Annotated in this window: 9 protein-coding genes; 4 read left to right on the top strand and 5 right to left on the bottom strand. The window is 64.1% G+C overall.

Going from position 1 to position 13980, the window contains the following annotated elements:
* The first annotated feature begins 38 nt into the window (after positions 1-38).
* Both B5G28_RS00675 and B5G28_RS00670 read left to right on the top strand, forming a co-directional pair.
* On the top strand, positions 39-1034 hold the full coding sequence (locus tag B5G28_RS00675; protein WP_087245399.1) for an RluA family pseudouridine synthase: 996 nt from the start codon (positions 39-41) through the stop codon (positions 1032-1034).
* Positions 1035-1063: 29 nt separating this feature from the next.
* On the top strand, positions 1064-2608 hold the full coding sequence (locus B5G28_RS00670) for a YifB family Mg chelatase-like AAA ATPase (RefSeq protein WP_087245397.1): 1545 nt from the start codon (positions 1064-1066) through the stop codon (positions 2606-2608).
* 72 nt (positions 2609-2680) lie between these two features.
* Here B5G28_RS00670 and B5G28_RS00665 read toward each other — a convergent pair whose 3' ends face one another.
* The 4 genes from B5G28_RS00665 to B5G28_RS00650 all read right to left on the bottom strand — a co-directional run bounded on the left by B5G28_RS00665 (position 2681) and on the right by B5G28_RS00650 (position 8080).
* Complete coding sequence (locus B5G28_RS00665; protein WP_087245395.1) at positions 2681-3103, bottom strand: hypothetical protein; 423 nt, start codon at positions 3101-3103, stop codon at positions 2681-2683.
* A 41-nt stretch (positions 3104-3144) separates the two neighbouring features.
* Complete coding sequence (locus B5G28_RS00660; protein WP_087245570.1) at positions 3145-4446, bottom strand: diaminopimelate decarboxylase; 1302 nt, start codon at positions 4444-4446, stop codon at positions 3145-3147.
* A 55-nt stretch (positions 4447-4501) separates the two neighbouring features.
* Complete coding sequence (locus tag B5G28_RS00655; protein WP_242967420.1) at positions 4502-6403, bottom strand: nucleoside-diphosphate sugar epimerase/dehydratase; 1902 nt, start codon at positions 6401-6403, stop codon at positions 4502-4504.
* Positions 6404-6511: 108 nt separating this feature from the next.
* Positions 6512-8080 carry a polysaccharide biosynthesis C-terminal domain-containing protein gene (locus tag B5G28_RS00650; protein ID WP_087245393.1) on the bottom strand — a complete coding sequence of 523 codons (1569 nt, stop codon included), beginning with the start codon at positions 8078-8080 and terminating at the stop codon, positions 6512-6514.
* 726 nt (positions 8081-8806) lie between these two features.
* Between B5G28_RS00650 and B5G28_RS00645 the strand changes: the two genes are divergently transcribed.
* Both B5G28_RS00645 and gdhA read left to right on the top strand, forming a co-directional pair.
* Positions 8807-9634 (top strand): Mrp/NBP35 family ATP-binding protein, encoded by an 828-nt coding sequence (locus B5G28_RS00645; RefSeq protein WP_087245391.1) that lies wholly within the window; start codon positions 8807-8809, stop codon positions 9632-9634.
* 386 nt (positions 9635-10020) lie between these two features.
* Positions 10021-11373: an NADP-specific glutamate dehydrogenase gene (gene gdhA / locus B5G28_RS00640; protein ID WP_087245389.1), complete on the top strand. Its 1353-nt coding sequence runs from the start codon at positions 10021-10023 to the stop codon at positions 11371-11373.
* 778 nt (positions 11374-12151) lie between these two features.
* On the opposite strand, the gene B5G28_RS00635 is transcribed toward gdhA, so the two are convergent.
* Positions 12152-13525 carry an AAA family ATPase gene (locus B5G28_RS00635; protein ID WP_087245387.1) on the bottom strand — a complete coding sequence of 458 codons (1374 nt, stop codon included), beginning with the start codon at positions 13523-13525 and terminating at the stop codon, positions 12152-12154.
* Between the last annotated feature and the right edge of the window lie 455 nt (positions 13526-13980).

Below are 13980 nucleotides of genomic sequence, written 5' to 3'. Positions count from 1 at the left end.
GAAATCGTTTATCATGGGTACAAAGTGAGGAATCTGCTATGAAACAATTTACCGCAACCCCCAACGACGAAGGGGTACGCCTGTCCCGCTTTGTGCAGAGCGTGACCCAGGGCCTGCCCACCAGCCTGCTGTACAAGAGCTTCCGCAACAAGCGGATCAAGGTCAACGGCAAAAAGGCCGCCCCCGACGCCCGGCTGGCCGCCGGGGACCTGATTGAGCTGTACATCAACGACGAGTTTTTCCCGCCCGAGGCCGCTCCGGCCCGGGCATCCAAGCCGGCCAAACCCGCCCGGCCCCGTCAGCCCAAAGTCCAGGTCATCTATGAGGACGAGAACATCGCCGTCCTGTACAAGCCCGCCCATCTGCTGTGCCACAGCGACCGCACCGGCGACGCCAATCTGGTGGACGCCTTCACCCAGTATCTCACCGACAAGGGGGAATACACCCCCGGCGGGGAAAACCGGTTTGCGCCGGCTCTGTGCAACCGGCTGGACCGGGGCACCGAGGGCCTGGTGATTGCGGCCAAAAACTACGCCTCTCTGCGGGATATGAACGAAATCATCCGCACCGACCGGCTGAAAAAGGAATACTACACCATCACGGTGGGCATCCCGCCCCGGGGCCGGTTCACCGCCTGGTGGGAGCACGACGAAAAGACCAACAAGGTCAGCATCCATGCCCATTCCGACCAGGCGGGCCGCCGCAAGCAGATCATCACCGATGTGGACGTGCTGCGGACGGCGGGGCCCTATGCCCTGTGCAAAATCGGGCTGATTACCGGGCGGACCCATCAGATCCGGGCTCATCTGGCTTATCTGGGCCGTCCGGTGCTGGGCGACATCAAGTACGGCAACCGCAAGGCCAACGAGCGGGCCGGGGCCAAAACCCAGGCCCTGTGTGCGGTGCGGGTGAGTTTTCTGGACATTCCCGAGGAAAACACCCTGCACTATCTCACCGGCAAAGTCATCAAGCTGAAAGATCCTCAGATTGTCCGTCAGTTTGACGCCCTGGACAAGACCAAACCGGTCGGCTGACCGGTTCACGCGGGAGGAGGGACCCATCCATGTACGCTGTATTGCAGAGTTTCGGCCTGAACGGGCTGCAGGGTTTCGGCGTGGCCGTGGAGGCCGACGTGTCGGGCGGCGTCGACGCCTTTTCCATCGTGGGTCTGCCCGACTCCGCGGTGCGTGAGAGCGCCGACCGGGTGCGGGCGGCGGTCCACAACCTCCACTACCGGTGGCCCTCCGGGCGGGTGACGGTGAATCTGGCCCCCGCCGACGTCCGCAAGACCGGTCCCGTCTACGATCTGCCTCTGCTGCTGGCGGTGCTGGCCGCCGCCGGGCAGATTGACCCGCCCCAGGCAGACACCGCCTTTCTGGGGGAGGTGGCCCTGGACGGCGCACTGCGCCCGGTGACCGGGGTGCTGCCCATGGCGCTGGCCGCCGCCGAGCGGGGTGTGAAAGCCCTGTACCTGCCGGCCGACAACGCCGCCGAGGCCGCCGAAGCCTGCGGGGACAGCGGGATGCAGGTCTACCCTGCCCGCACCGTCCACGAAGTGGTCCATGCCCTGGACGGGCGCAGCCCTCTGAAGCCGACGCAGCCCGTCCCCTTTGACCCCGACGCCGGGTGGTCGGCCTACCCCGACTTTGCCGACGTGCTGGGCCAGTCGGTGGCGCGGCGGGCCATGGTGGTGGCGGCCGCCGGCGGACACAACGTCCTGTTGATCGGGCCGCCCGGCACCGGCAAATCCATGCTGGCCAAGCGTCTGCCCGGCATTTTGCCTCCCATGACCCGGGAGGAATCGGTGGAGACCGCCAAAATCTATTCGGTGGCGGGGCTGATGCCCCGGGGCGGCGGGCTTGTGACCGCACGGCCCTTCCGCAGTCCCCATCACTCGGCCAGCCCCGTCTCCCTGGCGGGAGGCGGCAGCCAGTTCCGCCCGGGAGAGTGCAGTCTGGCAAACGCGGGGGTTCTCTTTTTGGACGAATTGCCCGAATTTTCCCGGGAAAGTCTGGAGGTGCTGCGCCAGCCCCTGGAGGACGGACAAATCACCATCAGCCGGGCCGCCGGCAGCGCCACCTATCCCAGCCGGTTCCAGCTGGTGGCCGCCATGAACCCCTGCAAGTGCGGCTACTACGGCCATCCCACCCGGCCCTGTACCTGCACCCCCACCGCCATCCGCCAATACCGCAGCCGCATCTCAGGTCCCCTGCTGGACCGCATCGACCTGTGCGTCGAGATGGACCCCATCGCGTTCAGCGAGCTCCACGGCGCGGCCCAGGGCGAGAGCAGCGCCCAGCTGCGGCGTCAGGTGCTGGCCGCCCGGGAGATCCAGACCCGGCGTTTTGCCCAGCTGGGCTACCGCGGCACCCACTGCAACGCCCAGCTGTCTGCCGGGCAGGTGCGGCGGGTCTGCCGTCTGTCCCCCGCCGCCCAGCAGGTGCTGCAGGCAGCCTATGACCGTCTGGGCCTGTCGGCCCGGGCCCACGACCGCCTTTTGCGGGTGGCCCGCACCATTGCCGATCTGGCCGGCACCGACGACATCCAGCAGGACGCCCTGCTGGAAGCCCTCCAGTACCGGATGCAGGACCGCACCCAGGTGCGCTGAACACAATACAAACAAAAAGACCCGGCCGGGTACCTCCCTGGCCGGGTTTTTCTATGATACGATGTGCAGGGTTTACCGGGCGCTGTCCGAATCCTCCGGGCTGTCCGGGTTCTGGTCGGCCTGCTGGGCCTCCTGCTGGCGGCGCAGGGCGCGAATCCGCTTTTTCTCGCTCTGGGTGTGACGCCAGGGCCAGAAGTGTCCCTCCTTCTCTTTGCACCAGCGGCCCAGGGGGTAGAAGGCAAAGGCCAGGCCAAAGACGTACAGCAGCACGTACAGCAGGCCATCCAGCCAGCCCAGAGCGTCCATCGCCCCGATGACGCAGATGATGAACCCCGCTTTCATGAAGAACAGGCCGTTCTGGCGGGCATACTCGGCAAAGTTTTCGGGCTTGACGCTTTGGCGGCCCTGATCGCCCCAGACCCGGGGATTTTTCATGACGGTGTAGCCGTAGTACAGCAGCATCATGCCGCAGGTGAGCTGAAAACCAAAAAACATCGCTTTTTCCTCATCTCAGGCCGGGCCGTGGGCCGGCGGCCTTACTTATCCTCGAAGTCCCCCGGGAACATCTGCTTGAAGAAGGGGGTGAAGTCCAGGGTGGCAAAGTAATCGTGGGGGGTCTCGGCCCGGCGGATCAGCCGGTGGGAACCATCCTCACACAGCAGCACCTCGGCGCTGCGGAGTTTGCCGTTGTAGTTGTAGCCCATGGCCGAGCCGTGAGCGCCGGTGTCATGGATATACACCAGGTCCCCGATGTCGATCTTGGGCAGGGCGCGGTCGATGGCGAACTTGTCGTTGTTCTCGCACAGGCCGCCCACCACGTCGTAGACGTGGTCACAGGGGGCGTCCTCCTTGCCCAGCACCGTGATGTGATGGTAGGCGCCGTACATGGCCGGGCGCATCAGGTTGGCCGCACAGGCGTCCAGACCGATGTACTCCTTATAAATATGCTTCTCGTGGATGGCGGTGGTCACCAGAGCGCCGTAGGGTCCGGTCATGAACCGGCCCAGCTCGGTGAAGATGGACACATCCCCCATGCCGGCGGGCACCAGGATTTCCTCGAACTTCTTGCGGACGCCCTCGCCGATGGCCATGATATCGTTTTCGCGCTGGTCGGGGCGGTAGGGGATGCCCACGCCGCCCGACAGGTTGATATAGCCGATATGGACCCCCGCTGCCTGGGACACCCGCACCGCCAGCTGGAACAGGATGCCGGCCAGCTCGGGGTAATAGTCATCCGACAGGGTGTTGGAGGCCAGGAAGGCATGAATGCCGAAGTTCTTGGCGCCCTTGGCTTTCAGCTGCTTGAAGCTCTCCACCATCTGGGCCTCGGTCATGCCGTACTTGGCGTCGCCGGGCTTGTCCATCACCTGGAAGCCCTCTTTGCTCTGGCCCAGGCTGAAGGTTCCGCCCGGGTTGTACCGGCAGAACACCGTCTCGGGCACGCCGGCCACCCGCTCCAGGAAGCCCACCATGGTGGCGTCGTCCAGGTTGATATAGGCGCCCAGGTCATAGGCCTTCTTCATGTCCTCGCTGGGGGTCTGGTTGGAGGAGAACATGATCTCGCTGCCCTCAAAGCCCACCGCCTCGCTGAGCATCAGCTCGGTGAGGGAGGAGCAGTCCACGCCGCAGCCTTCCTCCCGCAGAATCTCCAGAATGGAGGGGTTGGGCAGGGCCTTGACCGCAAAGTATTCCTTGAAGCCCTTGTTCCAGCTGAAAGCCTGGTTGATCCGGCGGGCATTTTCCCGGATGCCCTTCTCATCGTAAATATGGAAGGGGGTGGGCACATCGGGCAGAATGTTCTGGATCTGTGCCTCGGTGACAAACGGTTTCTTTTCCATCATAACATCGACTTCCCTCTCATGGTATTTGGATGGGGCCGCGGCCGGCCCGGGGTTACTTTTTCAGGCTGTCCCGCACCGGGGTAAAGGTGGGGATCATCTTCTGCAGCTGCTCCACCACGCCCTCGTCGTTGTGCTCGGCGGCGTGGAACAGATCCTGCAGCTGCTGATAGAACACATCCAGCTGGATATTCCGGGCCGGGGCCACGAAAATCTTGTTGTGCTCGGTGCGGCGCATCTTGTCCTGCTCCTCGTCCATCATCAGCTCCTCATAGAGCTTTTCGCCGGGGCGCAGGCCCACAATCTTGATCTCCATATTGACCCCCGGCTCATAGCCGTAAAAGCGGATCATCTGGCGGGCCAGGTCGATGATCTTCACCGGCTCGCCCATATCCAGCACGTAGATGCTGCCGCTCTCGGCCAGGGCCCCCGCCTGCAGCACCAGCTGGGCCGCCTCGGGGATGGTCATGAAGTAGCGCTCAATGTTGGCGTCGGTCAGGGTCACCGGGCCGCCCTGCTTGATCTGGGACTCAAACAGCGGGATGACGCTGCCGTGGCTGCCCAGCACGTTGCCGAACCGCACCGCCATGCACTTCATCTCGGTGTGCTGGGCAAAGGTCTGGATCAGCATTTCGCACAGGCGCTTGGTGCAGCCCATGACGCTGGTGGGGTTGACCGCCTTGTCGGTGGACAGCTGCACCAGCCGCTCCACCCCGTGCTCGCTGGCGCTGGTCAGGAGGTTTTTGGTGCCCATGACGTTGTTTTTCACCGCCTCGGCGGGGTTGACCTCCATCAGAGGCACATGCTTATGGGCCGCCGCATGGAACACCACCTGGGGATGGTAGGTCTCGAACACTTCGTCCAGCCGGTGCTTGTCCCGGATGGAGCCCACCAGCACCTCAATGGGGGCATTGCGGCCATATTTGCGCTGCAGCTCCATCTGGAGCTCGTAGGCGCAGTTCTCGTAAATGTCGAAGATCAGCAGTTTGGCGGGGCCAAACCGCATCACCTGGCGGCACAGCTCGCTGCCGATGCTGCCGCCGCCGCCCGTCACCAGCACCACCTTGTCCTTCAGGTAGCCGCTGATCTTCTCGGTGTCCAGGGTGACCTCGTCCCGGGAGAGGAAGTCGGCGGTGTTCAGCTCACGGAAGGCGTTCTGGGGCATGCTGCCCGCACCCACCGACTGGGGATCGCTGAGCATCTGGACCTTGCAGTGGGTGGAGGTGCACAGGTCGATGACATGGTTGAGCCGGCTGCCCCGCAGGGTGGGGATGGCGATGATGATGCCATAGATATTATAGCGGGTGCACAGCTCGGGGATATCCTCCAGGGTGCCCTTGACCGGCACGCCGTGGATGGTCTGATTGAGCTTTTCGGGGTCGTCGTCCGCCACCACCACCGGGCGTCCATAGGTCTTGTTGGACTTGCAGACGTTGATGGCCCAGGCGCCGGCCTCTCCGGCGCCCACGATCAGAACGGGGCGGTTGGGGTCGTTCACCGGCACACCCCGCAGGGCAGCGCCCAGGGGGTGGTCCAGGAACAGCCGCCACGCCATCCGGATGCCGCCCACAAACAGCAGGATGAACACCGCCGCGATGCAGTTGGCCGAGTTGAACAGCACGCCGTGGACAAACAGCCGGTTGACAAAGTACACGGCCACCGTGGGCACCGCCACCATGAAGGCCAGGCGGATCAGGTCCCGCTCGCCGGCGTACTTCCACAGAATGGTGTACAGGCCGCCCACCAGGAAGGACAGCATATACAGCGCCGCGATCCAGGGCAGGTTCCGATAGAGCAGGGCCAGGTTATGGGGCCACCAGACGTCCACCTCGGGGGCGCCGTCGGCCCGCAGCAGCAGGCCCAGATAAAAGCTGAAGCATACGATCACAAGGTCGATCAAAAACAGCAGTCCCCGCCGCAGCATGATCCCGCCCTTGCGTTTGGTTTCCTTTTTCAAAGACACGTCCTCATCTTCTCCCGGCGGCGCACCGCCGTTGATTTCGGCCCGCGCAGGGCCAGACAGCCGCTGTCCCCGCGCAGATACACATCCTATATTATACTCCGTTCACAGGCCGGTGTCCAGAACTTTTGGTTTTTGGCGGCGGCTTTCCCAGATGGCCCGCACCTCCTCCGAAAGACCCAGAGGCCAGCCCGCCCCCAGACACACCGCCGTCATGACCGCAGCGCCGGCGCACACCGCCGCCAGCTGGGTCACCCGGCCCCCGGCCAGCCAGGCCGTCAGGCCCTGGCGCACTCCCCAGCCCGCCAGACCAGCCAGGCCCGCCGCAAAGGCCGGGCCCGCCAGCCAGCCCAGCCAGTCGGGCCGGATGGAAGCTGCTTTCACCAGGTGGAGGGTATTGGACACGCAGGTGAACAGGCTGGACAGCAGGATGACAAACAGAAAGCCCTTCATCCCCCACCGGGGCAGCAGCACCATCACCCCCGCAATCCGCAGAATGGAGTCCCACACGCTGTAGCGGAACACGGCTTTTTGTTCTCCGATCCCCTTCATAGCCCCGTCCACCATGCTTTCCAGGTACAGCAGAGGCATGGCGGGGGCCAGGATTTCCAGATAGCCCCCGGGCTCGGCGCTGCCATAGAGGGCCTCGGTCAGAGGGCGGCCCCACACCCAGAACACCGCCCCCACCAACGCCGACACATACATGGTGAGGCGCAGCATCCGCCGCAGCAGCGCTTCCAGACGCACCCGGTCGGCCCGGATATGGGCCCGGGTGATCTCGGGCATCAGCAGCACCCCCAGACTGCCCAGCAGGCCAAAGGGAAAGTTCATCAGGGGCAGGGCCATACCTTTCAGACAGCCGTACTGGGTCACCGCCACGCTCCGCTGTCCGCCCAGATAGGCGGTCAGGCAGGCGGGGGCCAGCATGTTTTCGGCGGTATGGAGGGCGCTGGACAGGCACCGTCCCCCCTGCACCGGCCACAAAATCTCCCAGATCCGCCGTCCGGCGTGGAGCGGAGCCCGGCTACGGTCATGGCCAAAGGCCGCCGTTCCTTCCCGCCGGGCAAAGAGGGCCATCAGGCCCGCCGACACCATTTCGCCGCCGGCGGTGGCCGCCATCACCCAGGCGCAGCGGGCTCCCACGTCCTGACCCTGGGTCAGTTCCAGAGCCGCCACCATCACCCCCATCCGGAACAGCTGTTCGGCGGCCTGGCTGGCCACGTTGGCCCCCACCTGCTGCCGCGCCACGAAAAAGCCCCGCAGCACCGCCGCCACCGCCATAAAGGGCATCCCGAAGGCCCCTGCCCGCAGGGCGGCCGCCGCCCGGGCGTCGCCCAGCCACCACCGGGCCGCCGGCTCCGCCAGAATCCACTGGGCGCCCATGGCGGCCCCGCCCAGGGCCGCCGCCATACCGCACAGCCGCAGCAGCATTCCTTTGGCCCGGGCCGGGGAGCCGGTCAGTTCCTCGGCCATCAGGCGGGTGGAGGCCACCGACACCCCCGATGTAGCCAGCGTGACAAACAGGGAGTACACCGCCAGCACCAGCTGATACAGGCCCATCCCCTCGCCTCCCAGGGCGTTTGCCAGGTAAATCCGCAGGCCCATGCCCGCCAGCCGCAGCCCTACGTCCGACACGGTAAGCAGGGCGGCATTTTTCAGATAGCTCTGCCGCACAGCGACCCCCTCCCTTCCTGACAGGATATGCGGACGATGACTACGCTATCCCTACTTTTCTGGAAGAAAAGTAGGCAAAGGCAACGGCGGCGACCGCGTCCAGTGGACGAAACAGGGAGCCGCCGTTGGCGCCGCGCTCCGGTTTTTGCAAGCGCCCGCCGTGGCGCGCCGCAAAAATCGGCTAAGCGCAAGAGGTGCACCTGGTACCGCTGACTGCTGTGGGCTTCATAAGGCCCTGCCGGCGATCAGGTTTTCACCTCTTTAGAAGGCTCCCGGCCTGCGGCCCGGTGAGTCCGGGGTTTTGTAGAAGGCTCCCGGCCTGCGGCCCGGTGAGTCCGGGGTTTTGTAGAAGGCTCCCGGCCTGCGGCCCGGTGAGTCCGGGGTTTTGTCCAGTCTGTTTTCCTATAAAATATAGATTTCCTGTTTGGGCTGGGCAGGGGGTATTGTGTTTTATGGGTTTTCAGGGCGTACCGGGTGAGAAAAGCAGGCTATGCGAAACGCCGCATCGCACCCGGGCGCAGCCCGGACGTAACGTGAGCGAGGCAGACTGTTCCACCGGCTGGGCTTTCTAAAGAGCAGCCAGAGTGTATGGTACCCAGTGAATCCTTGTACTTGGCGGCGTTTTGTGCTATCATAGGTAGGCAAGCCAAACGGGGGCCCGCGCCCCTGGCATTATTATGATCAAACAGGAGGTACGCCCGCTTTCACCGGCGGGCGCAGGAGAGAATGAGCGAAGAATGCACCCATGATTGTTCCAGCTGTGGGGCAGACTGCCCGTCCCGGCAGCAGGCCCCCCAGCATGAAGCACCCAACCCCCATAGCAGCGTCAAAAAGGTGATCGGCGTGGTGTCCGGCAAGGGCGGCGTCGGCAAGAGCATGACCAGCGCCCTGCTGGCCTGCGCCATGCGCCGCCGCGGCTATCACTGCGGCATCCTGGACGCCGACATCACCGGCCCGTCCATCCCCAAGCTGTTCGGCATCCATGGCCGCGCCATGGCCGACAACCAGGGCTGCTGGCCCATCCAGAGCCGGATGGGCATTGATGTCATGAGCATCAACCTGCTGGTGGAAAACGAAGAGGACCCCGTGGTCTGGCGCGGCCCCGTCATCGCCGGCGCCGTCAAGCAGTTCTGGACCGATGTGGTCTGGAAGGACGTGGACTTCCTCTTTGTGGATATGCCTCCGGGAACCGGCGACGTTCCTCTGACCGTGTTCCAGAGCCTGCCGGTGGACGGCATCGTGGTGGTGGCCAGCCCCCAGGAACTGGTCAGCATGATTGTGGCCAAGGCCGTCAACATGGCCCAGAAGATGAATGTCCCCATCCTGGGCATCATCGAGAACATGAGCTATCTGGTCTGCCCCGACTGCGGCAAGCACATCTCCCTGTTCGGCGAGAGCCACGTGGAGCAGATTGCCGCCAAGTACGGCCTGAAGGTCCTGGCCAAGATGCCCATTGACCCCTCTCTGGCCGCTCTGGCCGACGAGGGCCGGGTGGAGGCCTACGGCGGAGAGTATCTGGAGGGCGCTGCCGACGCCGTCCAGGCCCTGCTGTAACCCTGTTTTTTCGCTTTGCCCCCGCTGCGGGGCAGGGCGCTGTGTTTCCGGCTTGGTCCGGGCTGTGGGTGCGCTGCGCCCGGCCCGGACGTTTTTGTTTGCCCCCATTCGCTTTACGATCGGAAGCAAATCTTGCTTTTTCGGTTTTATTTTTGGTTTTCTGAAGCGGTTTGAGGTTTTATTCTGTTTTTTTAAATTTTATCACCCCGCTTCTATTGAAAATTTTTCCTGAATGCTTTATAATAATAAAGCACCCCCGCTGCAAAGAGGGAACCGGCTTTTCCCCCGCATCTTCCGCCGCCGGTTGGAGCGGCCGGGGTCTGGCATCTGGTATAGAGCGGCCCGCGGCCCTGCCGCCGGCCTCAGTAGGGAAAGGAGTTTCTGTTATGCTGACAAACGAATACCTCAAGCGTGTTTACGACGGTCTGGCTCAACGCAACGCCCACGAGCCTGAGTTCCTGCAGGCTGTGGCCGAGGTGCTGGAGAGCATCCAGCCCCTGGTGGAGAAGCACCCCGAATATGAGAAGGCCGGCCTCATTGAGCGGCTGGTGGAGCCCGAGCGGATCATCACCTTCCGTGTGCCCTGGGTGGACGACCAGGGCAAGGTCCAGGTCAACCGCGGCTACCGCGTCCAGTTCAACAGCGCCATCGGCCCCTACAAGGGCGGCCTGCGGTTCCATCCGTCGGTCAACCAGAGCATCCTGAAATTCCTGGGCTTTGAGCAGATCTTCAAGAACAGCCTCACCACCCTGCCCATGGGCGGCGGCAAGGGCGGCTCCGACTTTGATCCCAAGGGCAAGAGCGACATGGAAGTCATGCGCTTCTGCCAGAGCTTCATGACCGAGCTGTACCGCCACATCGGCCAGTTTGTGGACTGCCCCGCCGGCGACATCGGCGTGGGCGGCCGCGAGGTGGGCTACATGTTCGGCCAGTACAAGCGTCTGACCAACAGCTTCCAGGGCGGCATGCTCACCGGCAAGGGCCTGACCTTCGGCGGCTCCCTGGTCCGCACCGAGGCCACCGGCTACGGCCTGTGCTACTTCACCGCCGAGGCCCTCAAGTGCATGCGCAACGACAGCTTTGCAGGCAAGACGGTGGTCATCTCCGGCTCGGGCAACGTGGCCATCTATGCCTGCGAGAAGGCCACCCAGCTGGGCGGCAAGGTGGTCACCATGAGCGACTCCAACGGCTACGTCTATGACCCCAACGGCATCGACCTGGATTACGTCAAGGACCTGAAGGAGGTCCGCCGCGGCCGCATCAAGGAGTACGCCGAGACCCATCCCGGCGCCACCTACGTGGCCGACTGCACCCGCATCTGGGAGACCCCCTGCGACATCGCCCTGCCCTGCGCCACCCAGAACGAGATCAACAAGGCTTCGGCTGAGATCCTGGTGAAGAACGGCTGCACCGTGGTGTGCGAGGGCGCCAACATGCCCAGCACCCCCGAGGCCATCGAGGTCTACCTGGCCAACGGCGTCCTGTACGGACCCGCCAAGGCCACCAACGCCGGCGGCGTGGCTACTTCCGGCCTGGAGATGAGCCAGAACAGCGAGCGCCTGAGCTGGAGCTTCGAGGAAGTGGACGCCAAGCTGAAGGGCATCATGGAGGGCATCTTCCACGCCAGCTACGACGCTTCCGTCGAGGTGGGCGCCGAGGGCAACCTGATGGTGGGCGCCAACTGCGCCGGCTTCCTGAAGGTGGCCACCGCCATGCTGGCCCAGGGCATCACCTACTAATCCCCGCTTTTTCGAGAAAAAGCTTGGCAAAAAGCTTCACTGTGTACCATCAAGTTTGCGGGTCTCCGAAGGTTCCGCGGGGCCTTTACGCCCTGGCTCGTTCCCGGCGTTTGCGCCTGCGGCGCGGTATGCAAACACAGCGACCGCGTCCAGTGGACGAAACAGGGAGCTGTGTTTGGCGCCGCGCTCCGGTTTTTGCAAGCGCCGGCCCTGGCGCGCCGCAAAAATCGGCTAAGCGCAAGAGGGCAATAGCCCTTTTTAGCCTGGTTTCTTTGTTTGGTACGCCCTGAAAACCGATAAAATACCTCAACCCCTGCCCATCCTTTGGGCGGGGGTTTTATTGTGTACCATACACTTTCCGGGTCTCCGAAGGTTCCGCGGGGCCGTTACGCCACTCTTGCGCTTAGCCGATTTTTGCGGCGCGCCAGAGATGGCGCTTGCAAAAACCGGAGCGCTGCGCCAAACACAGCTCCCTGCATCGTCCACTGGACGCGGTCGCTGTGTTTGCAGCTCGCCCCCGGCGTTTGCGCCTGCGGCGCGGTACGATGCAAAGTTTCGCGTAGCCTGGTTTCTTCGTTTGGTACGCCTTGAAAGCCTATAAAATACCTCAACCCCTGCCCTACTTATCTGGGCGGGGGTTTTCTGTTGGTGTCGGCTCACTCACGGGCCCCGCGCCCGCCAGAGCGGGCGCTCTCCGCAATCGGAGCGGCGGGCGGTGGTTCACTGCGTCTTTTGCTGCCGCAGGACGAGAGTGGGACGAGGCCCGTTCACAATTTGTTCATGTGCCACTCTCACCACTCCCACCACTCTCACCACTCTCACCACTTCCACCGGCGGATGGGCCAAAGAGGGCCTCCTCCTCCGACAGACGGCGGAAGATATGCACCCGAGAGCCGCTGCTGTACCGGCTGGTATGTTGGATGCAGTCCCGTTCCAGCAGCAGGGGGAACAGTGCTTCCAGCTGGCGGCCTGCCGCCTGGGGCGTATCGGCGGGACACCGGCCGTACAGGGCCGCACATCCCTTCATCAGGCCCACGGCCGTGGCCTGCCACCGGTGGTCGGGGGCCTGGTCCACCCCGCGCCGTATGGTCTGCACCCATAGGTTTTCCTCATAGGCTGCGGCCAGGCGCTGGGTTTCCAGGTCGGCGGCATCCCCCATCACCTCCCACCGGAACCGCTCCTTATTGAACCGGATGGCCAGGTGCTGCTCTTCCACGTCCCGGCCGGTCAGGTGAAAGGCGGTCTCGGCGTCCTGGCGGCTGGCCCGGGCCAGCACGATATTGGTGTCCGCCGCGCCCGACAGGCCGTTGGTGCCGGCGATCCGGTTAAAGGGATCGGAGGTATCCTCCATCTTTCGCAGATGGTGCACCAGCACCAGACACAGCCCCAGCCGGTCGGCCAGCTCTTTCAGCGCGCCGGCGTCCCTGTAGTCCGCCGCATAGGCCCCGCCGGCGGTGCGGTCGGCGTTGGTGCGCACCTTCTGCAGGGTGTCGATCACCACCAGCCTGCAGTCGGGATGCCGCTGGGCAAACAGTTCGATGTTGGCCAGCAGCCCCTCCCCGATGCCGGGGGAGCTGGTCTGGTAATAGAACCCCGGCGGGCAGGGCTGGCCTGCCAGCAGCTTGCACAGACGGTCCTGCAGCCGCCGGGGGCTGTCCTCCAGAGCCAGATACAGACAGCTGGACCGGCTGCACCGGCGTCCCAGCAGCTGGCCGCCCCGGGCGGTCTGGACGCATAGGTCCAGCATCAGCCAGCTCTTGCCGTACTTGGGGGGCGATGCCAATATGGTGAGCCCCTGGGGCAGCAGGCCCTCCACCACATAGTGGATGGCGGGCAGGGTCCGGGCGGTGAGCACCGCCGCCGATTCCCACAGCCCGCCCGACAGCGCCTGTTCCAGAAAGCCCTCCTTGTCGGCCTTGTAGGCCTCCCAGGCGTTGGCCCGGGCCTCCTGGAACCGTTCCAGGGCCAGCCCCCACCCCGGCAGCGGGCTGGAATCCATAGGGTTGGTGGCCCGCAGCTGCAGCGCATGGGTGCGGTCGGCACGGGTGCCCTGGTCGGGACAGTCCCAGCACAGGGCAAAAGCCCGGCTGCTCAGCACCTCGGCCCGGGTCAGCTTCATCAGCTCCTCCAGAAAGCGGTCCTCCTCCATCATGCGTCCTCACCTGCCTTTCGGCTCCGGGCGGGCGCGGTATGGGCGTGATTCATCGATCATCTCTCCTTTCGTTTGACCGGGGATGCTCTCCCCTTTCCGCATCCAGTCTACACCCCGCCCCCTCCGGCGGCCAGTGTGTCCTTTGGGCCGCGGTTTTCTGGCGCTTTTCCCACAGGATGCTGCGTCCCCCGGTGGGAGTGGTGAAAGTGGTGAGAGTGGTGGGAGTGGTGAGAGTGACACATGAACAAATTGTGAACGGGCCGCCGGTTCCATCCGTCTCTCTTGTGGTTTTCGCAGAAAATCCGCGGGCGGGGTGGTGTGTTGTTTGTTGCATCCGTCACTTGAAACTATTTCAATACGCTGTATAATAGATCCAGGGAAACAAAGGTGTTTCCGGCGGGCACGCTATGCCTGTCGGAAACGCCTTTTTTGTTTTTCCCGCCGGCCGGGGATGG

The organism is Faecalibacterium sp. An77, from assembly GCF_002161315.1.
Lineage (GTDB): Bacteria > Bacillota > Clostridia > Oscillospirales > Ruminococcaceae > Faecalibacterium.
This window is presented reverse-complemented; position numbering and strand designations above follow the sequence as displayed.